The 21,431-nt window shown below is 47.3% G+C and carries 15 protein-coding genes and 1 pseudogene; 12 read left to right on the top strand and 4 right to left on the bottom strand.

The window, feature by feature from the left end; genetic code table 11:
• The first annotated feature begins 3 nt into the window (after positions 1–3).
• The 6 genes from htpG to LZP69_RS05465 all read left to right on the top strand — a co-directional run bounded on the left by htpG (position 4) and on the right by LZP69_RS05465 (position 7,075).
• Positions 4–1,923, top strand: coding sequence for a molecular chaperone HtpG (htpG, locus tag LZP69_RS05490; RefSeq protein ID WP_234199181.1), 1,920 nt, complete (start codon positions 4–6; stop codon positions 1,921–1,923).
• A gap of 110 nt (positions 1,924–2,033) precedes the next feature.
• On the top strand, positions 2,034–2,873 hold the full coding sequence (locus LZP69_RS05485) for a co-chaperone YbbN (protein WP_234199180.1): 840 nt from the start codon (positions 2,034–2,036) through the stop codon (positions 2,871–2,873).
• 185 nt (positions 2,874–3,058) lie between these two features.
• Complete coding sequence (gene adk / locus LZP69_RS05480; protein WP_234199179.1) at positions 3,059–3,703, top strand: adenylate kinase; 645 nt, start codon at positions 3,059–3,061, stop codon at positions 3,701–3,703.
• A 232-nt stretch (positions 3,704–3,935) separates the two neighbouring features.
• Positions 3,936–4,919 carry a ferrochelatase gene (gene hemH / locus LZP69_RS05475; protein ID WP_234199270.1) on the top strand — a complete coding sequence of 328 codons (984 nt, stop codon included), beginning with the start codon at positions 3,936–3,938 and terminating at the stop codon, positions 4,917–4,919.
• A 190-nt stretch (positions 4,920–5,109) separates the two neighbouring features.
• Positions 5,110–6,414 (top strand): inosine/guanosine kinase, encoded by a 1,305-nt coding sequence (locus tag LZP69_RS05470; RefSeq protein ID WP_234199178.1) that lies wholly within the window; start codon positions 5,110–5,112, stop codon positions 6,412–6,414.
• Between the two features lie 220 nt (positions 6,415–6,634).
• Positions 6,635–7,075: an MBOAT family O-acyltransferase gene (locus LZP69_RS05465; protein ID WP_234199177.1), complete on the top strand. Its 441-nt coding sequence runs from the start codon at positions 6,635–6,637 to the stop codon at positions 7,073–7,075.
• 321 nt (positions 7,076–7,396) lie between these two features.
• Here LZP69_RS05465 and LZP69_RS05460 read toward each other — a convergent pair whose 3' ends face one another.
• The gene (locus tag LZP69_RS05460; RefSeq protein ID WP_234199176.1) at positions 7,397–8,716 is read right to left on the bottom strand and encodes a dicarboxylate/amino acid:cation symporter; all 1,320 of its coding nucleotides are present in this window, start codon (positions 8,714–8,716) and stop codon (positions 7,397–7,399) included.
• Between the two features lie 216 nt (positions 8,717–8,932).
• On the opposite strand from LZP69_RS05460, the gene LZP69_RS05455 reads away from it, so the two are divergent.
• Complete coding sequence (locus LZP69_RS05455) at positions 8,933–11,410, top strand: Ig-like domain-containing protein (protein ID WP_234199175.1); 2,478 nt, start codon at positions 8,933–8,935, stop codon at positions 11,408–11,410.
• Positions 11,411–11,491: 81 nt separating this feature from the next.
• On the opposite strand, the gene astB is transcribed toward LZP69_RS05455, so the two are convergent.
• Complete coding sequence (gene astB / locus LZP69_RS05450; protein ID WP_234199174.1) at positions 11,492–12,829, bottom strand: N-succinylarginine dihydrolase; 1,338 nt, start codon at positions 12,827–12,829, stop codon at positions 11,492–11,494.
• Between the two features lie 351 nt (positions 12,830–13,180).
• Here astB and topA point away from each other — a divergent pair, with 351 nt between their 5' ends.
• The 5 genes from topA (at position 13,181) to LZP69_RS05425 (ending at position 18,041) form a co-directional block, all read left to right on the top strand.
• Positions 13,181–15,835 (top strand): type I DNA topoisomerase, encoded by a 2,655-nt coding sequence (gene topA, locus LZP69_RS05445; RefSeq protein WP_234199173.1) that lies wholly within the window; start codon positions 13,181–13,183, stop codon positions 15,833–15,835.
• A 149-nt stretch (positions 15,836–15,984) separates the two neighbouring features.
• Positions 15,985–16,365, top strand: a complete 381-nt coding sequence (locus tag LZP69_RS05440) for a DUF3802 family protein (RefSeq protein ID WP_234199269.1) — start codon at positions 15,985–15,987, stop codon at positions 16,363–16,365.
• Between the two features lie 65 nt (positions 16,366–16,430).
• Positions 16,431–16,718: a hypothetical protein gene (locus LZP69_RS05435; RefSeq protein WP_234199172.1), complete on the top strand. Its 288-nt coding sequence runs from the start codon at positions 16,431–16,433 to the stop codon at positions 16,716–16,718.
• Positions 16,719–16,742: 24 nt separating this feature from the next.
• On the top strand, positions 16,743–17,117 hold the full coding sequence (locus LZP69_RS05430; protein WP_234199171.1) for an STAS/SEC14 domain-containing protein: 375 nt from the start codon (positions 16,743–16,745) through the stop codon (positions 17,115–17,117).
• A 57-nt stretch (positions 17,118–17,174) separates the two neighbouring features.
• Entirely contained in the window at positions 17,175–18,041 is an 867-nt protein-coding gene (locus tag LZP69_RS05425; RefSeq protein ID WP_234199170.1) for a putative ATP-dependent zinc protease, read from the top strand.
• A 125-nt stretch (positions 18,042–18,166) separates the two neighbouring features.
• Here LZP69_RS05425 and LZP69_RS05420 read toward each other — a convergent pair whose 3' ends face one another.
• Together LZP69_RS05420 and LZP69_RS16740 are read right to left on the bottom strand one after the other, a co-directional pair.
• The gene (locus LZP69_RS05420; protein WP_234199169.1) at positions 18,167–20,749 is read right to left on the bottom strand and encodes a PAS domain-containing protein; all 2,583 of its coding nucleotides are present in this window, start codon (positions 20,747–20,749) and stop codon (positions 18,167–18,169) included.
• 317 nt (positions 20,750–21,066) lie between these two features.
• Positions 21,067–21,246: pseudogene (locus LZP69_RS16740) on the bottom strand (methyl-accepting chemotaxis protein); the annotation flags it as partial.
• Positions 21,247–21,431 lie beyond the last annotated feature (185 nt).

The following is a 21,431-nucleotide window of genomic DNA, read 5'->3' as shown; positions in this document are numbered from 1 at the left end:
TCGATGTCACAACAAGAAACCCATGGCTTTCAAACAGAAGTCAAACAACTGCTTAATTTGATGATCCACTCTTTGTACTCCAACAAAGAGATTTTCTTGCGTGAATTGGTCTCCAACGCTGCCGATGCCGCCGATAAACTTCGCTATGAAGCCTTAACCAAAGATGAGTTATATGAAGGCGACGGCGAGCTACGTGTGCGTGTCAGCGCCGACAGCGAGAAAGGCACAGTCACCATAGAAGACAATGGCATAGGTATGACCCGTGATGGTGTGATTGAACACTTAGGCACCATAGCCAAGTCGGGCACGGCTGAGTTCTTCAAGAACCTCTCTGGTGATGAATCGAAAGACTCAAAGCTCATTGGTCAGTTTGGTGTGGGGTTCTATTCGGCCTTTATCGTTGCCGATAAAGTCACAGTTCGTACCCGCGCTGCCGGGCATGCTGCCGATGAGGCTGTGCAGTGGGAGTCAACGGGGGAAGGTGAGTTTACCGTTGAGAACATAGTTAAAGCATCTCGCGGTACCGAGATCATCTTGCATCTGCGCGAAGATGAGAAAGAGTTTGCCAGCGATTACCGTCTGCGCTCAATCATCACCAAATATTCTGATCATATCTCTGTGCCTGTTGAGATGTGGCAAGAGGGTACGCCCGCCAAAGAAGCCACAGAAGAGGGCGGAGAAGCCATCCCTGCCACTGAGGGTAAATGGCAAGCGATGAACAAGGCTACGGCCCTGTGGACCCGTAACAAGAGCGATGTGACCGACGAGGAGTATCAGGAGTTCTACAAGCATATCTCCCATGATTTTGCCGATCCGCTGCTGTGGAGCCACAATCGCGTCGAAGGTAAGCAGGAATACACCAGCTTGCTTTACATCCCTTCGAAAGCGCCTTGGGATCTATGGAACCGAGACCGTAAACATGGCCTGAAACTCTTCGTTCAGCGTGTATTTGTGATGGACGATGCCGAGCAGTTTATGCCCAGCTACCTGCGTTTCGTGCAGGGCTTAATCGATTCTAACGATCTGCCGCTCAACGTCTCTCGTGAGATTTTGCAAGATAACAAGGTTACTACGGCGCTGCGTACCGCCGTCACCAAGCGTGTACTTAGCATGCTGGAGAAGCTGGCAAAGAACGAGCCAGAGAAATACCAGACTTTCTGGGCCGAATTTGGCCAGGTATTGAAAGAGGGCCCTGCCGAAGATTTCGCCAACAAAGAGAAGATTGCCGCGCTGCTGCGTTTTGCCTCTACCCATACTAATGAGGCGGCGCACACTGTGTCTTTAAGTGACTATGTTGAGCGCATGAAAGAGGGCCAGAACAAGATCTACTATATTGTGGCTGACAGCCATGAGGCGGCGGTTAACAGTCCTCACCTTGAGGTACTGCGTAAGAAGGGCATCGAAGTCTTACTCATGTCTGAGCGTATTGATGAGTGGTTAATCAACCACTTAACTGAGTTTGATGGCAAGCAGTTACACTCGGTCACTCGCGGCGATCTCGAACTTGGGGATCTGGAAGATGCGGCTGAAAAAGAGGAACAAGAGAAGCTGCAGAGCGAGTCTGAAGGCCTGGTAAAGCGGGTTAAAGAGGCTCTGGGTGACAAGGTTTCCGAGGTGAAAGTGACGACGCGTCTGACCGATACTCCAGCCTGTGTGGTTGCCGGTGAAGGTGAGATGTCATCACAGATGATCAAACTGATGCAGGCGGCGGGGCAATTTGTTCCTGAAAGCAAGCCGGTATTTGAGCTCAACCCAGCGCATCCCTTAGTGTCTCGCTTAGATGCCGAGCAGGATGAGGAAGCCTTTAGCCAATGGGCTGAGCTACTCTTACAACAGGCTCAGCTTTCTGAGAAGGGCAGTTTAGCCGATCCTTCGGCCTTCATTAAGCTGATGAACAAGATGCTGCTTGCGAGTGTCAAATAAGATAGCATCGAATAAGAGGCAGCCTAGCTGCCTCTTATTCATTGAGTCACACAGACTAAAGATGCTAAGAGATAGCCCCTAAGGTAAGAGATAAGCCTCTAAGGAATGATATGGACAGCGTATTGGATTTAACTAAAGAGAATATCCAGCAGGTGGTCGATGCGTCGATGCAGCAACTGGTGATCTTAACCTTCTGGAGTCAGCAGAGCCCAGACAGCATGGCCTTAGGCCAGAGCCTGGAGCAGCTTGCTCAGTCGGGCCGTTTTATCCTGGCGAAAGTCAATTGCGATGCAGAGATTGAAATCGCCCAATATTTTCAGATCCAGAGTCTGCCAACCACACTGTTACTGACAGAGGGTAAGCCGATTGATGGCTTTGCTGGCCCCTTACCTGTGGATCAGATAGAGGCCATGTTGGCCAAACATCTCCCAGCACAGTGGCAGCTGGATCTCAATCAGGCGAAAACCTTGTTGGCACAGGATGATGCTGTTAATGCCTTACCTCTGCTGAAAGCCGCCTATCAGGAACAGCCTCATGCTGAAGTCGCCCTTGTGTATGCCGATGCACTCTTGATGCTAGGGCAGGTAGCGCAGGCAAAAGTTCTGCTCGATGGGATAGGGCTGGCCGATCAAGACAGCTACTATCAGAGCCTGAAAGCCAAATTGTCCTTGGCCTTAGATGCGGCCGATACGCCGGAGATCCGAAAGCTTCAGGAGAGTGTCGATGCATCGCCCGGCGATTTAGCCTTGCTGCTCTCTTTATGTAAGGCATTGCATGGCGCCAAACGTGATGAGGAGGCACTTGAGAAGTTGTTTGCTGTACTCAGTAATGATATCAACGCACAGGATGGTCAGATCAAGCTGCTTTTCATGGAAATCTTAACCGCCATGGGCCAAGGGAATGTCACGGCCAATCAATTTCGACGTAAGCTCTACTCTTTACTCTATTGATACTGCGGCTTCACGGCTTAATTTCAGTGAATTTGACTGAAAATGCCGTGAAAAACAGTTAATCGCTGACTATCAGCCTAAAGTCGAATGCAAACTCAGGCTCAGCTACTTCAAAATGGCGGCCATTTGTGCGAAGATCGCCGCCCAATGAAAAATATAATTATGCGAAATAAGAGGACTCTCAGATGCGCATTATGCTATTAGGTGCCCCAGGTGCCGGTAAAGGTACTCAGGCTCAGTTCATCATGGAAAAGTACGGTGTACCACAGATCTCTACTGGCGACATGTTACGTGCGGCGGTAAAAGCGGGCACTCCGCTTGGTCTGGAAGCCAAGAAAGTGATGGATGCTGGCCAGCTGGTGTCTGATGAGCTGATCATTGGCCTGGTAAAAGAGCGTGTGGCTCAAGATGATTGTGCCAAAGGTTTCCTGCTCGACGGTTTCCCTCGAACTATTCCTCAGGCTGATGCAATGGCGGCTAGCGGCATAGAGATCGATCATGTGATCGAAATTGATGTGCCGGACGAAGAGATAGTTAAGCGCATGAGCGGACGTCGTGTTCACCCAGGTTCTGGCCGCGTTTACCATGTGGTTTACAATCCACCTAAGGTTGAAGGCAAAGATGATGTCACTGGTGAAGAGCTGGTGATCCGCCCTGACGATGAAGAGAGCACAGTGCGTAAACGCCTTGGGATCTACCATGAGCAGACTAAGCCTCTGGTTGAGTACTATGGCAAAGTTGCCCAAGAGGGCAAACTGACTTACAACAAGTTTGATGGTACTCAAACCGTTGCCGCTGTCAGTGAAGCGATCGAAAAAACCATAGGTTAACTTAGGTTTCTTACGTTTAGGTTTAAGCCCACTTATATTCAAGCGCACTTATATTTAAGAGCACTTAGATTGAATAGCTGAGAACTGGCATGAGCCGCTTCTCATAATTGATTAAAGCCCACTGAGTTGGGCTTTTTTTATGGCTGGCGCAATGCTAGCCTAGAATAAAATTGGTTATCATTTCGGGTAGGAAAATCGTTTGAATTCAATCTCATCTTCAACGCCTGCAAAAATGGGCGTCTTGCTGGTTAATTTAGGCACACCAGACACGCCCACCCCTGCAGATGTAAAACAGTTTTTGAAGCAGTTTTTAAGTGATCCTCGCGTCGTGGATCTCAATCCGCTGATCTGGAAACCTATCCTTAACGGCATTATTTTAAATACTCGGCCCAAAGCGGTCGCTAAGCTATATCAATCCATCTGGTGGCAAGATGGCTCGCCGCTTATGGTGATAAGCGAGAGACAAAGAGAGGCACTCTCTTTGTTGTTAGCGAAAATTCATGGACGTGAAATTCCGGTGGAGCTGGGAATGAGCTACGGCAATCCATCCCTGCAGGCTGGGCTTGATAAGCTAATTCATCAAGGCGTCGATAAAGTCGTAGTGCTGCCGCTCTATCCGCAGTACTCCTGCTCGACTGTGGCGCCTGTGTTCGATGCCATTGCCGAGATTTACAAGCAGCGACGCGATTATCCTGAAACCCGTTTCAGTAAAGCCTATTATCAGCACCCAACTTATATAAAAGCCTTGGCTGAGTCGGTGCGTCGTCACTGGGATGAGCACGGTCAGGCCCAGTGTCTGTTAATGTCTTATCATGGCGTGCCTGTGCGTTATGTGACAGAGGGCGATCCTTATCAGCAGCAGTGTCAGGAGACGTCCAGGTTACTGGCCAAGGAACTAGGGCTCAATGATAGCCAGTGGCGTCTGTGTTTTCAGTCTAAGTTTGGTAAGGAGGAATGGCTAACGCCGGCGACCGATGCCATGCTTGAAGTCCTGCCAGAAGAGGGCATTCGCAGTGTCGATATTATGTGTCCCGCCTTTGCGGTGGATTGCTTAGAGACATTAGAGGAGATCTCCATCGGCGGCAAAGAAAGCTTTATTGAAGCTGGCGGTGAAAGCTATCGTTTTATCCCTTGCCTTAATGACGATGCCGCCCATATTCAGCTACTTGCCGAGATTGTGGCCGAGCAGGCTGGCGCTTGGTTACAGCCTAAGTGATAAATCTCGCTTTATCGGCATAAATCACTGGCCACTGCTATTTTATATGGTAGGATCTGCGGCCATTTTACAGCACTTGGTATAGAGCAGGGTGACTGCCAAGTGCTCGATTAAAGGGTAGGCTAAATGAGGTAGCTTACCTTTTAATGATAATTTCCATTTGCATGGATGCGACAAGAGTGAGCTTGATATGAAGTTTCCCGGTCAACGCAAGTCGAAGCATTATTTTCCTGTTACAAATCGTGATCCACTATTGGCTCAGTTCACTCAGCAGCCACAGCATATCTCCACCCACATCTGCGGGATAGATCAAACCTTAGTCGATATCGAGGCCAAAGTGGCCGATGAGTTGCTCAGCCGTTATCAGCTACCTAAGGGCAACTCTACCTTAATCGATGATACTAAGGCCCATCAGCTCTATAACGAGCTTAAAGCCCTGAGCCTGATCAGCGATGAGTTTGCCGGAGGCACTATCGGTAACACAGTGCACAATTATGCCATCTTAGCCGATGATCGCTCCGTGCTGTTTGGGGTGATGAGTAACAACATTGAAGTGGGCAGTTATGCCTATCGCTATCTGTGCAACACCTCATCGAAAGTGGATCTCAATTACTTGCAGCCGGTTAATGGTCCGATTGGCCGCTGTTTTACCTTGATCTCAGATTGCGGTGAGCGCACTTTTGCCATCAGCAAAGGCTCAATGGATAAGCTTACTCCCGAATTTATTGATAAAGAGATAGTGCAAACCTCATCGGCATTGGTGCTTACTGCTTATCTGATGCGGGCCAGTGACAAAGATCAGATCACAGAGGCGGCGCTAACGGCCATCGCCTACGCCAAAGAGGCAGACGTCCCCGTGGTATTAACCTTAGGTACACGTTTTCTGATTGAGGAAGACCCAGAGTGGTGGATTAACTTCATCAAAGAGAATGTCACTATTCTGGCGATGAATGAGGATGAGGGCGAGGCGCTGACTGGATATCGTGACCCATTGAGTGCATCTAACGCCGCGCTGGAATGGTGCGATTTGGTGTTAACCACAGCAGGTCCCTTAGGCTTGTACATGGCTGGTTACACAGAAGATGGCGAAAAGCGTGAAACCACTCATACCTTGCTTCCTGGTGTCATCCCTGAGTTTAATCGCTATGAGTTTTCCAGACCCAAATTAAAGCTGGCCTGTGAGACGCCGCTTAAAGTGTTTGCCCACATCGCCCCTTATATGGGAGGGCCGGATATTATTCGCAACACTAATGGGGCGGGAGATGGCGCCTTGGCTGCGTTATTGCACGATCTGGCTTCCAATACTTATCATAAGGCCAATGTGCCAGGTTCGAGCAAGCATAAGCGTGATGGGTTGTGTTACTCCTCATTTTCGCAGATCTGCAAGTACGCTAACCGGGTTGCTTATGAGGTGTTAGCTCAGCACAGTCCACGTTTATCCCGAGGTTTGCCAGAGCGGGAAGACAGTCTGGAAGAGGCCTACTGGGAACGTTAATTGCCGCGTGGCATCCTCTTTGTGATAACTGAATCGGCCTGTGCTTGAAAAAGTTCAGGCCGTTTTGTTTGCTTATGCTTTTAGTGCCCGTTTGTTGAGCCTGTTTGCAAAGCGATCCAATAGGCTTTAGGTTAGTGAGCCGAATCTGATGATTTATTCCTTATGGGGAATGTTCGTCATACCTAGTGTGACTCTAGAGGAGCGCCCAGACGTTAACATTATGGCAAAATCGATTACCCTTTCGGCTTATGTTAAAAAGCGCAATGGCGTAGCCCTAGGGGCGCCAGAATCGATGAGAAACATGTTGAGCCGCTCACTTGGCGCAGGCAGTTTTCATCAGTTCTGGGAATACTGGAATCCTATCTGGGGTTACTATCTCGCGAGGCTGGTGATGCGTCCTTGCCTTCGTGTGCTTCCTTTCTCTTTAGCCTTAATCATGACCTTTGCCGTGAGTGGCGCATTGCACGATCTGGCCGTTACTCTGGTCAAAGTACGCGTTACGCTGTTTTTTACTCCCTGGTTTACCCTGATGGGGCTGTGCGTGCTTGCCTCAAAACGCTTGCCACTCTCCTATGGGAGAAGGCCATGGTTGATGCGGGCAATGATAAACCTTTCCATCATCTGTGCTTGCCTTTTGTTGACCCAAATGCTGCTTAAATAGTCAGCCAGTTCACAGTGAGCTCTCTCTTTCCCATAAAGGGTGCATTCATTAGGAAATGATTGTATAACGGGGCGTTAAAATTGAGCGACTGTGGTAGCAGTTGACTCGAATAATATGGATAAAATGGACAGGTTGTTATGAAAAATTCCCGTATTTTGACCCTAGGCCTTATTCTGCTTACTCCAATGGTTTTCGCGAAATCGAGATCTTAAAATAACTGTGTTGTGAATGGGACTTAGTCTGTCGTGGTCATGAAAAAAGGCGTCAATGGACGCCTTCTTATTAAATGGACTACAGAGTAGTAAGTAGATAGCAGTAAACTTAAGGTTTCATTTCCACGTTTATCTGATCGGTGAAACTGCCTGTGGTCTTGCCTGCTTGAGTGTTGTGATAAACTTCTGAGTCAAAAGCATTTTCTGATTTTGCTATCACGACAGTAGCCACAGAATCACCGGTTACGTTAACGGCAGTACGCACCATATCCAGCAATCTGTCTACCCCCATGATCAGAGCGATACCTTCGACAGGCAGACCGACCTGATTAAGTACCATGGCCAGCATGATCAAACCTACACCAGGAACGCCTGCGGTACCGATAGAAGCTAATGTTGCTGTGACCACAACCATGGCGTAGTCGGTAAGCGTGAGATCAATACCAAAGACCTGTGCAATAAAGACGGTCGCCACCCCTTGCATAATCGCCGTACCATCCATGTTTATAGTGGCACCTAAAGGCAGAGTGAAAGAGGCTATCTTATTATCCACGCCCAGGCGGTGTTCGGCAGCTTCGATAGTGACTGGCAGTGTTGCATTTGAACTTGCGGTACTGAAGGCAAATAACTGCACGTCGCGCATTTTACGGATAAAGATGAGGGGACTTAAGCCCGAGAAACTTTTTAATAGCAGTGGGTAAACAACAAAGGCGTGGAATATTAATACAGCCAATACCACGAAGAAATATTTAACCACACTCTGGAAGGTTTCAACACCCAGAGAAAGTGCCAGTTTACCCATGAGCGCGAAAATACCATAGGGGGCAAGTTGCATGATTAAGGTTACTACGCGCATGATAACTTCATTCAGGTCATTAAATAGGGCTGAAACGCGTTTACCTCTTTCGCCAATATGGGAAATCGCAAAACCAAAGATAACTGCAAATATAATGATCTGCAGCATATTGCCTTCGGTCATTGCTTGAATAGGATTACGGGGAACGAGGTTGATTAATACATTGGCTAAACTTGGGGCCTCTTTAACAGCGAAATGCATATTTTCACTGGCAAGGCTGGCATTACCTGGATGGATTAGCAGGGCGACTAAAATTGCGGTGATCAGCGCTATTGCGGTAGTAAATAGATAAAAAATGATGGTTTTTCCGCCAAGTCGCCCCAAAGTTGATGGGTCGCTTAAAGAGCAGGTACCGCAAACGAGTGAGATAAAGACCAGGGGAACAACCAGCATCTGCAAGCTTGAGATAAAAATGGTTCCTACGACATGTAATACACCATCGGTAATATAGTCCTGAATAAAACTACTTTCTGGAAATAAACTGCGAAGTAGAAGACCGAAGAAAATACCCCCGGCCATGCCGATAAGTATTTTAGGTGTTAACCCTAGTTTCTTTTTTTTAGTGGGCGCCATAGTGCATCCTGTATTAATTTTAATCAATGTGATTTTGCCATAAAGCCTAGCAAGAAACTGAGCCTTGTGAAATGGCTAAATAAGTAATCTTTTGGAACATTTGTTAAAAATAAAGTCGATTAGTGATGGAAAAGTTATAGGAAAATTGTGTAATGTTAATCTATAAGTAATAGGCGGATGTCAACATTATAATCTTAAGTTACAGGGAGTCTGACAATGAAGTCAGCGTTTAACGTTTTTACCTCATATTTATTTTTACTTTTTCTTGCTGCCTGTAGTGGTGGGGGCGATATCACAGACGATGGTACTGATGGTGGAACTAGCGTAGATCAGGACAGTATCTCCATTGCACTGACTATCGATAATACCCAAATCTCCGCAGCATCGCCGGCGACTCTTACCGCTGAGGTAAAAACGGGGGGAGGCAGTCCAGTTAATACCTTAGTGACCTTCAGTTTAAACGATGCGACCTATGGCACCTTTACGCCGGCAACCGGAGCGGTGGCGACAGACAGCAGTGGGGTGGCTACTATTACCCTGAATACGGCGTCCATTAGTACCGGCGCCACAGTGACAGCAACCACCAGCACGGGTGAGAGCGCAACTGTTAACGTCACCATGGCCGGTGATGGTGGTACTGTTGTGGCTGGTGGCGGAGCACAAGTTGCTGTGACATTAACTGATGCTAACGGTAATCCTATTCAATCAATCAGCACCTTGACTCCAGGTAAAGTTACCGCGATGGTCAGTGGGGTTTCTAAGTCTGTGATAGTGACATTCGATACGACTATCGGTGATCTGCCCATTAAATCTGCTGTGACTGATGCTCGAGGAGTGGCAAGCGTTGATATTTATGCGGGTAACGCTTTGGGGGCGGGTGAGGTTAGCGCAACATTATCGACTGGCGAAGTAGGTAAGGCGATAGTGGTTGTCGGCGCCACCAATGTGGTGATGGGCAGCGGTACTCCCTTTGTTGCGGGTACAGCCGAAGTGAGTACAGATGTGCTGTCAGCTGGCGGTACAGCGACTATCTCGGTACAAATCCAGGACGATCAAGGCAGTCCCTATACTCAGCCCGTGGATGTTAGCTTCTCATCCCGTTGTGTCAGCGCGGGTTCTGCTCAAATCAGTACACCGGTTGCAACCAACAACGGTGTGGCGACATCGACTTATTTGGCCAAAGGCTGTGTGGGTGATGATCAGATCAATGTGACGGCCAACGCCGGTGGCAAAAACCTTTCTGCCACAGGTATGTTAGAAGTGTTACCCGCCGATGTGGGCAGCATAGTGTTCGATTCGGCAACCCCACAAACCATCAGCATTCTGGGAACCGGTGGTGTCGAGTCTTCAACGGTGAAATTCCAAGTGCTGGATAAAAACAGTAACCCTGTCAGTAACCAGAATGTGCTGTTTGCATTAAATACTAACGCTGGTGGGGTTACATTTGCTCCGCCTAATGCAACCACAGATGCGAATGGTATGGTACAGACGGTTGTGACAACAGGTACTGTGGCCACGTCACTGAGGGTCACGGCGACCGTTGATAACGGCGCTGTGCCAGCGATTTCCAGTCAGTCTAAACAGTTGATCGTATCGACGGGTATTCCAGATCAAGACAGCTTCTCGCTTTCAGTCGATAAGCTGAACCCTGAAGGCTGGGATATCGATGGTGCCGTGGTGGTGGTAACGGCGCGTATGGCCGATGCCTTTAACAACCCGGTGCCAGATGGCACGACTATTTCCTTTACTACAGAGGGCGGTTCTATTGGCGATCACTGTTCGACGGTTAATGGTGCCTGTTCAGTGAAATGGACCAGTCAGCTGCCTCGCCCAGAAGGGAATACGCTGTTTGATGGATCAGGAGCGATGACCAATAACCCTGATGCTAATTTGAGTTTCGATGCGACTCTTGGGATCTACGGCAACATGTATGGTCAAAAATATGGTGGACGTGCAACTATTACAGCAACCGCGATTGGTGAGGAGTCTTTCCCCGATCTCAACGGTAATGGTCGCTTTGATGCCAGTGAAATGTCAGAGTTTCTCAATGGCACTGATGTTACGGGTCACTCTTTTGACCTGACAGATGCCTTTAATGATTACAATGAAGATGGACTGTTTAACCCTCAGGACACCAGTGGTACAGGTCAGCAAGGGGGCTCACTAGAAGAGCTGATCGATTTTAATGCCGATGGTGTCTTTCAAGTTGCCGATCAGAAATACAATGGTGTGCTCTGCTCCGATCCGGTGCATTCTGGGTGCGCCGATGGCGTGACAGAATCTAAGTCTTTGTATGTGCGTCGCAGTTTAGTGATAGTGATGTCTGGCAGCACGGCTTATTCAACGCCGGCGAGTGATGTTCTTATCACAGATAAGGATGGCGCCCATGTGGGAGGAGGGATCACTATCGAGGGTAAAGGCACGGCGTCTGTCATCTTTGTTATTTCAGATCGCCATAATCAGCAGATGCCAGCAGGTACAAAGGTGTCATTTAGCGCCACTGCGGGCTCAGTCGTAAGTTCAACTCAGTATGTCTGGCCGAGCAGTAACTACAATGGCGGACGTGAATTCACTGTGACCCTAAAAGGGGAAGATCAAGACGATTCAGGTGTTTTCCTGGTTGAGGTGGAAACACCGTCAGGGCTTGTAACTCAGGCTCTTTCAGTTCCAATAACAACAATTAAAGCCCCCTGAGAAGTAACAGTAAAAAAGGTGCCAAAGGCACCTTTTTTACTGTCTATGTTTTAGCGAAGGAGTAACACTCCTCTGAACTTTTTATCGTTGGAACTGATAGACACTGCCGAGTTTCATTATCTGGGTCAGTTCATCGAGGGCGATTCTGGATTCATTGATGAGTTGAGGATCGGCCAGATCAGCCACATCCAGCCTGTCACGATAATGTTTATCGACCCAAAGGTTCAAACGATTAAACAGTGCATCATTCATTAGTGTGTGCGGGTTGACTGCCGAGACTTCCATCTCTGTCATAGCAACGCGCAGGCGCAGGCACGCGGGGCCGCCGCCGTTTTGCATGCTCTGCTTAACATCAAAATAGTGTACCTGCTTGATAGGGGTACCTAAGGTGATAAGTTCATTTAGATAGGCCGATACCGCAGGATTGGCCTGACAATCTGTCGGGGCAATGATGGCCATCTCGTCAGGGGACAAGGTGACGATTTGGGTATTAAAAAGGTAACTTTTCACCACATCATCTATGCTGACTTTACTGGTCGGTACACAGATAAAATGCAGATCTGTGGCGCTAAATTTGCGGCGAATCTCAGCTAACTTTTCCTCGGTATGGAGAAAGGCTTGTTCGTGATAAAACAGCACATTCTGGTTACCCACGGCAATCACATCATTATGAAAAACGCCTTGATCGATAACATCGGGGTTTTGCTGGATAAACACGCAGCTTTCATCGTCAAGACCATGCAGGCGCGCAATCGCCTGCGATGCCTCTAAAGTTTGCCTTGCTGGGTATTTCTTCGGTTTCTTGGCAGCAGGGTTGGTGGCCTCTTGGCCATAGACAAACAGCTCGAGACCTGCATGACCATACTCTTGACATAATCGGGTGTGATTGGCCGCGCCTTCATCGCCAAAGCTGGTGTGTTCCGGCAGGTGTTGATGATGGGCAAAATGTCGCGGATGATTAAAAGTCGCCGCCAGAATCCGTCCTGTGGTGACTGGTTCTATGCTGCGGTGTAATTTATCCACTAGGTTTGCAGGGGTAAAATGAATTTTGCCATCATAGGTATCGGCACTGGGGGAGACGGTGGCGGCATTGGCTGTCCACATGCTCGATGCGCTACAACAGGCTCTAAGGAGCGCAGGAGCTTGTGTGGCGGCTTTATTAAGAACTTGTGCGTCTGTTCCTGAAAAACCGATCCGACGCAGTGTATGAAGATCTGGGCGCTCCTGAGGCGCCAGTACGCCTTGGACTAATCCCATGTCGGCGAGTGCCTTGGCCTTTTTGAGTCCTTGTTTTGCCGCGGCCTTAGGGTTGGATGTGGCTGCTGCATTATTTAATGAAGCCACATTGCCATAGGACAAGCCCGCGTAATTATGGGTGGGGCCGACGAGTCCATCAAAGTTTGCCTCATAATGCTTCATTATATTTCCCTTGAACTTGTTATTTGATTAATCATTTTACGACCGATTTTCCATCAGGCCTGCTGAAATTTTGCTCCAGTATACTGAAGCTGTTTGGCTTAACAAGTTGACTAAAAAAGGGGGGTATTGTGATATCTGCTTAAAAATGCATAACTATTGCTTGCGGGATGCCTAATAATGAAATATTAGTTTTTAATTACGCAATATTATTTTTCACAATTTTTTCAAAAATGGTTAAAAATTGGCACTCTGAGACAAATAAAAGAGGGATCTGCTTGAAAGTATCGATACAACCCTCTATATATGGAGCCAATTTACACAACTTTGAGACTTTTTGGCGCAGATCATTCTATGGGTAAATCGCTAGTTATTGTCGAATCACCGGCCAAAGCCAAGACTATTAATAAGTATCTTGGTAAGGATTACATTGTAAAATCCAGTGTGGGTCACATACGTGACTTGCCAACCTCTTCGGTCAGTGAAACGAAGTCAGGAACCAAATCTCCAGCAGAAGTGCGCAAGATGTCAGCGGAGGAGAAAGCGGTTTATAAGGCCAAAAAAGCCAAACAGGCACTTGTTGCCCGTATGGGGGTCGATCCCGAACATGGCTGGAAAGCCAATTACCAGACACTTCCTGGTAAGGAAAAAGTTGTCAAAGAGCTGCAATCACTTGCTGAAAATGCCGATAATATCTTTCTCGCAACCGATTTGGATAGAGAGGGAGAGGCAATCGCTTGGCATTTACAAGAAGTGATTGGAGGGGATCCTGCCCGCTATCAACGTGTGGTATTTAATGAGATCACCAAATCGGCCATTCAGGACGCTTTCAGTCACCCATCCAGCTTAGATAACAACATGGTGAACGCCCAGCAGGCGCGACGTTTCCTCGACCGTGTTGTGGGCTTTATGGTTTCACCACTGCTTTGGAAAAAGGTCGCCCGGGGCTTATCTGCCGGCCGGGTGCAATCGGTTGCGACCCGTTTGGTGGTCGAACGTGAAGGCGAGATCAAGGCCTTTGTCCCTGAAGAGTTTTGGGATATCCATGCCGAGCTAAACACCTTGTCCAATGAAATGCTCAAGATGCAGGTGGTTAGGTATCAAGGTGGTAACTTTACCCCTGTCAATGAGGCGCAGGCGCTTAAGGCTGTTGACGCGTTAAAAGGAGCCAGCTATCGGGTGAGTGCCCGGGAAGATAAGGCGACCTCAAGCAAACCCTCTGCACCTTATATCACCTCTACTCTACAGCAGGCGGCCAGTACCCGTTTAGGTTTCGGGGTAAAGAAAACCATGATGATGGCTCAGCGTCTCTATGAGGCGGGCCATATCACCTATATGCGTACCGATTCGACTAACTTGAGTCAGGAAGCGCTCGATAGCGTCAGAGCCATGATAGGCAAAGAGTTTGGTGATAAATACCTGCCTCAGGAGCCTATTCGTTATGGCAGTAAAGAGGGCGCTCAAGAGGCGCACGAGGCGATTAGACCGTCCGATGTAAATGTTACAGCAGCCAACTTAACTGATATGGAGCGTGACGCCCAGCGTTTATATGAGCTGATCTGGCGCCAGTTTGTTGCATGTCAGATGATGCCTGCGAAGTACGATTCCACTCGTCTGACAGTCACCGCAGGCGATTATGAACTTAAAGCTTCAGGCCGCACACTGAAATTTGATGGTTGGACGAGAGTACAAACTGCTATTAGGAAGAAAAACGAAGAAGATAACACACTGCCTTTCGTTGCCCAGGGTGACAGCTTGTCACTTAAACAACTGGATCCCAAGCAGCATTTTACCAAGCCGCCGGCACGTTTTAGCGAAGCATCTTTGGTTAAAGAGCTTGAAAAACGGGGAATTGGTCGTCCTTCAACCTATGCAACCATTATCTCCACTATTCAAGATCGCGGTTATGTCAAAGTTGAAAATCGCCGTTTCTATGCAGAAAAGATGGGCGAAATCGTCAGCGAGAGCCTGATCGGCAGCTTTGAAGAGCTGATGAGCTATGACTTTACCGCGGGCATGGAGCAGACCCTGGATAATGTAGCTCAAGGTCAACTCGATTGGAAAAATGTACTCGATAGTTTCTATCAGGATCTCACTTCGCAATTGGAAAAGGCCGAACTGCCACCCGAAGAGGGCGGTATGCGCCCCAATGAGATGGTGCTCACCGACATTGCCTGCCCAACCTGTGGACGTCCTATGGGGATACGTACAGGCTCGACTGGGGTTTTCTTAGGCTGCTCCGGTTATGCCTTACCGCCAAAAGAGCGTTGTAAGACCACAATGAATCTGACAGCGGGCGAAGAGGCTATCAGTGAAAATAGTGAAGATGCCGAAACAGAAGCGCTGCGTGCCAAACACAGATGTGGTGTCTGTGGTACCGCCATGGACAGCTACCTAATCGACGAGAAGCGTAAACTGCATGTGTGTGGTAATAATCCCATGTGCGGTGGATATGAAGTGGAGCAGGGGCAGTTCAAGATTAAAGGCTATGAAGGGCCCATATTAGAGTGCGACCGCTGCGGTAGCGACATGGAGCTTAAGAATGGCCGCTTCGGTAAATATTTTGGTTGCACCAATGCAGAGTGTAAAAATACTCGTAAACTATTGAAAAATGGTGAGGCGGCGCCACCAAAAGAGGATCCTATTCATCTGCCAGAACTCAAATGCACTAAGTCTGACGGTTACTTCGTATTAAGAGATGGTGCGGCGGGGATCTTTATGGCGGCCAGTACTTTCCCTAAATCTCGGGAAACCCGCGCGCCCTTGGTGGAGGAGCTGGTCAAGTACCGCGATCTCCTATGGCCTAAATATCAGTATTTAGCCGATGCGCCTTTGACGGACGATGAAGGCAATAAAACCTTCGTTCGTTATAGTCGTAAGACAAAGGAGCAATATGTTGCAACAGAGGTGGATGGTAAAGCCACTGGCTGGGTTGCCAAGTATATTGCTGGTAAATGGATTACTGAGGCAAAGGCCAAACCCAAGGCCAGGCCTAAAGCGAAGAAATGATACTAATCGCCCTAACTTAAGTTAGGGCTTTTTTTATCCACTTGATTTATAGTCTAAAACAATGAATATTAGATCGCTATGAAGTGCGATATTCCTTACGATAAAGCACAGTGTACAAAGCTTTATCTTGTAATGGATTAAGTGGAATTATGGTCATTGATAAAAACGGATATATAGAACTCATACAATATCTTACCCATCACCTTGAGATTTTCGAATTATCTGAAAATATCCCTGCCAGCGGTGGGACTATTATGGAGATATTTGAAGAGCAGCTGGCGGCACAAATTATTTTGGTCTGTGGCCAACACGGCTCTTTGAGCTTTTCCGACCGTAATAGGGTGATCAGGGAAGTTGACGCCATAGTTTATGATCTCGAAGAGATCTTAGCTAAGGTGGCCGATCACAGGGCATCCGATGAGCAAATCCGCTTTATTACCGAGTTTTCAGCCCTGATAAAAAATCTATTCGATAATGAAATCATCAGCCTCACAAAAGAAAAAGTCTTAGTAACAGACGGTTACAACTGATCTCTTGAGTATTGGCTTGAACCTTTCTAAGGTTAGTCTGAGCGCACTATTTTTGGGATCAATGAATGTTATCCATGTCTGTTAATAAACAGCATCTTATTGTTTATGTTATTTTGACTCTGTTTTGGACTGTATTTCAATATTTTAGCAAGAATGCCGTTGAGATGGGGTGGGGGTTTATCCTCTTCGTTTTTTCACTTCCTTTTGTCCCTTTTATCTTGGTATGGCTTGGTGTGCAGTTTATAAGGCACTATCGTTATGCTAGGGCTGGTATTAATATGGGGCAGCATCTGGCCCATTGTGCCTTTACCGGTTTGCTGTTTTGTTTATTTGTCTATCATTTTGTACGTTAAGCCATGACGTGTTCGGAGGCTATGATGATTGAGCTATTAGATGGTTTTAGTCATGATGTGCTCGCGATAAGGGTTCAGGGGATCCTCTCCAGTGACGATTATGACAGAGCCCTTGTGCCTGCCATTGAGGCTAAGTTAACAGATCATGCAACAATAAAGTTATGGTACGAGTTTGGCGAGCAGTTTGAAGGGGTCGCGATTGAGACCCTGTGGGATGACGCTAAACTGGGCCTTTTTCATTTAACTGATTTTTCGAGAGTGGCCATTATCACAGACAATGAAAATCTGATGAATATGGCCAAGTTATTTGCTTATATGGCTCCGTGTCCTGTTGCGGTATTTTCACGGCAGAAAACGTCTCAGGCCTACCGTTGGCTAAATGCTGTTGCTGTGGTTTAATCACCTTTTCCTCTCGCTCATTCCGAGCTGAATTTTTCGTTGTTTTGAGGTTTTTACATGCTGAAAAAAATTCTGATCTCAAGTGTCTTACTGTCGACGGCTGTATTTGCCATGGACAAAGAGATTGTCGGCCCCACGGCGACCATGCAAGTGATTGAAGCTAATCTTGATTTTGAAGCCCGTATAGATACAGGGGCCAGTAAAACCTCCCTTAATGCCTTCGATCTTAAAATTGAGCAACCTGCCAAAAAAATGAAAGACAATATTGGCAAGACTATCTGGTTTACGACTGAAAATGCCAGAGGTGAGCAGAAGCGACTGAGTGCCAAGATTGTCTCCACCTCGACCGTGAGTAACTCCCAAGGCATAGAAACCCGTTATTTGGTCGAGCTCAATATCAGTTATCAGGGGAAAGCGCGCAAAGTTGAGGTGAACCTCAGGGAGCGGCAACACATGGATTATAAGCTGCTGATTGGCCGTAACTGGCTAAAAGACAAATATATAGTAGATGTTTCTGATAAACAGATCATCGGCCCTGTCGCGCCGATCAGCATAGTCGAAACCGGACTGATTTATGAGACTCGTATCGACAGTGGTGCGGTCGAGAATTCGTTACATGCTGTCGATATTAAGATAGAGAACGGGGTAGAAGATATGGAGCAGAATGTGGGTAAAATGCTCTCTTTTACCACAGAAAATGAGAAGGGGGAGTCACGCCGGGTAAAGGCGAGAGTCGTTGAAACTTCCTTGATTAGAAACGCCCAAGGCAGTGAAGTGCGCTACATGGTCGAATTAAATGTGGGTGAGCCGGGTAAAGAGTATAAGGTGAAGGTGAACCTTAAAGATCGCACTAAGATGAGCAACAAGTTTTTAATCGGGCGTAACTGGTTGCAGGGACACTATCTTGTCGATGTCTCTTTGTAGCTTGCTGACAGTGACGAAAGGATAAGCCTGAGCAGCAAGATTACAGGAAAAGATTAAAGAAAAAGAATAAAGGGGGTAGCAGATCCCCTTTATTTTTAGTTTTATTTAAGTTTTTATTTGAGCACTTATTTAAGAGTCAAACGACACTCCACCTGGGTAAATTTGCCGGCCTTGGAATCGATAGCAATTTCACCCTGATATTGTCCATCCAGCCAGCGGTGGAGTTCTACTAGGGTGCCATAGCCTTTCATCTCAGATAGATTGTTTCTAATATTTTCAAGCAGGTTCTGGCTAATACCCAGACCGTTATCTTTGATTTTTATCAGCAGAGTATCTTGCTGATATTCGACGCCGATCTGCAGCAGCTTATCTTCACTCTCAGGGAGTGCATCGGCAAAACCATGAAAAATACTGTTATTGATCAGCTGATAAAGCAGGATGAACAGATGCCATGCCGGTAGGGTTACCGTTAATTGTTTCGGGCAATCGATAGACCAGTTAATGGCTTTTTCTTTGAGGCGAGGGGAAAGTACAACGAACATATCCTGTAGATATTGTTCGAGAATGATCGCCTTGGTCTGTTGCTCGTTGAGCAGTGGGCGAAGATGCCTGAGTATATCTATCTGCTCTGCCAGTTTTTCGCTCAGGATTGGTGGCTGATTCTGTGCTTTTTGTTGCAGGATAAACAGATTCTCCAGCGCTGCCAGCTGTTGCCTGCTGAGTTGATTCACCAGTTGACTGAGCAATTTTTGATGGGTTAACTCCATTGCAGTGCTTAAATTGGACGGCACAGTATGTTCGCTTACCAGTTTGGGATCTTGCCTAAGCTTATCTAAGTTTTGCTGCACTAAGGCAAGTCTTGACGTCAGGGTCTGGATGGTTTGTTCCTGCTCCGCCTGTTTGTCTTTTAAACTGCTCACATCCACCGCCATGGCGCCTAGCGCAATGAGTTTGCCATCGCCATCTTTAATCGGGTATTTAGTGATAAGGAAAACCCTTTCTCCCTGCACCGTTGGCATAGGCTGCTCAAAATTAAGAGCCTGATCTGACGCCATCACTAACTTGTCATTATTGTGTATAAGCCTGGCGACGTGGGGCGGGTAGATGTCGCGATCGTGCGAGCCAACGATTCGGGTGCGTTCTATACCCAGTAGTTCACAAAACTTATCGTTCACTAAGGTGTATTTGCCGTCAGTGTCTTTTATACAAATAAGGTTCTGTGAGGCATTGAGCAGCGAATTGATCAGTTCTCTTTGGCTTTCCAACTCTTCCTGTGCGCTTTGTTGCATCGCCAGTTGTTGCTCAAGTGCCAGATTACTGGCATCTAAACTTGCATAGGCTATTTCCAACTGATTACTGCGGGCGATAAAGGCTTTAGCCAGCTGCCCGACCTCATCTTGCCGCTTGTGGGCATCAAGTTCTAATCGGCCGATATTGCCACTTTGCAATGCCGATACGATCTGAAAAATAGGGCGAATAAACAGTTTGTGCTGGCATACAAATAAAATCATTAATGCGATTAGCTGCGATAGCAGTAGAAATGCACCTATTTTCAAAGCAATGGCATTGGCTTGCTGAGATAAACTTGAGATAGGGGTAAATAGCAGAATTTTCCATTGTGTCTGCTCCATGGTGAGAATCGACACCAAAACTGGCTCTTCAAACAGTGGACTAGAGGTGAGTTCTAAAGTCACTAGATGCTGCTTTATCGGTTTGGCCTGTAAGGCTGAATTGATCAGGGCGGCCAAGCGGTGTCTGTGTTGCTCGGGAATATCGTTAAGCAAGGTCTGAAGCTGCTCGGCCTGATAGGCAGGATGCTGCACCGACTCCTGGTAAAACGCCTCATCGAGTCGATTAATCTCTTTTTCTACCGGTAACAGACTGGGGAACTGTTTGATAAGGGTCTCCAAAGGTTTGCCTAGAAATGGGTCTGTCTGCTGCTTAGCCGACAACTCATCGAAGGGATCGGAGAGCAAATTGTTATAGGCATCTAAGGCTAATATATACCCCTTAGAGAGAGGGTTTTGATCGGAAATTTTAAAATATTTATCTAGGCTAGCGAGTGAAATATCCACAGTTGCGACGCCGATAAATTCATGTTCGACACGCATGGGAACCGAAGCGGTGACCATAAGTTCTTTGGTATAGGGATCCACATAAGACTCTGACCAGTGGGTATAAGCATTTTGAAAATATTTGACAGGTTTATACCAGTTTTTTTCATGATATCCAGGGCCATCGTTATTATTGTAACCTTCAACGGTTCGATATTCGCCGTTAGGATCCCGTGCCCAGAAAAGGCTTCCGAGTTGTTGGTTATCGAAAAATGCGCTGGGTTCGGGCCAGATCCCGCCCCCAGCGATCAGGTTATTGGTATCTTCCACTACGAGCATAGGGGGAACTAGCTTTTCGATAACGCCGACCTGTCCCTTATAGGTTTCGCCCACTATGCTGATGGTATTGGCGAGGGTGTCGATTTTGGTCACTACATTTTGTAACTGTTCAATTACCGATTGGGCGTAGGTTTGGCTCAGGGATAACTGAGTATCCATGTGATGCTTTTTTTCGGTCGCAAAGAGCAACCAGATACTGGAGGTGATGATCAGCGTTGCAACGATAAATTGAACGATAGTAAACTTGAAAATCAGGCTTTTTTTCCACTGGGTGCGGGGGGATATCGACGGATGTCTTCTGTCGTGAGTTACCATTTGTGGGGGCGCTCCATGTCACTGATCTATCTATCAAGATTAAAACATAATGACGCCAGATGCCGCCAGATGCAAAGGCTATCTTTAGGGATTTTTCAGCAGGGGCAGGGCATTGTGGTTCAGAAGGGGATTAACAGGTAAACCGTTTCGAACTTAGGTGGCCACCTAGGAGCTGAGCCTAGATGGCCAAGCGCTGGATCACACCTTTAATCCTATCAGCAAGAGATCTAATTTCTCTGCCGTGGCGTGGAGTTCATCACCAGCTGATCGATCTGAGCTGTATTATCATTGAGTGTGCTGATGGCACTGGAGGCTTGATTGATTTCCTTTGCCAGCTCACTGATCGCATCCACTGTCACCGCGATATCTTTCGCCCCAGCATCCACCTGTTGATTGGACTCTTGGGTCTCTTTCGTTGATTGTTCGGCGTTGTAGGCCACCTCTCTGACGGCAGTGGTCATCTGATCTATGGCTACGGTCAGGGAGTCCAGATGCTCACTTTACTGGGCGGCAAGGCTCTGAACTTGTATGGCATTTTAAAAGCCAGCCATGACTTGCTGATTAAATTGATAATAGAGGATCTGCGACAGGCTTATTAGGGCGGTAATGGCGATAACCGCTAATAGGGAGAATTTGGTTTTTAAAGTTATCTGTAGTAAGGTAGTTATCCACCCAGCGAAAT

This window comes from Shewanella sp. AS1, assembly GCF_021412565.1.
GTDB lineage: Bacteria > Pseudomonadota > Gammaproteobacteria > Enterobacterales > Shewanellaceae > Shewanella.
Note: the sequence above shows the minus strand (reverse complement) of the source record. Positions and strands in the feature narration are given on the sequence as shown.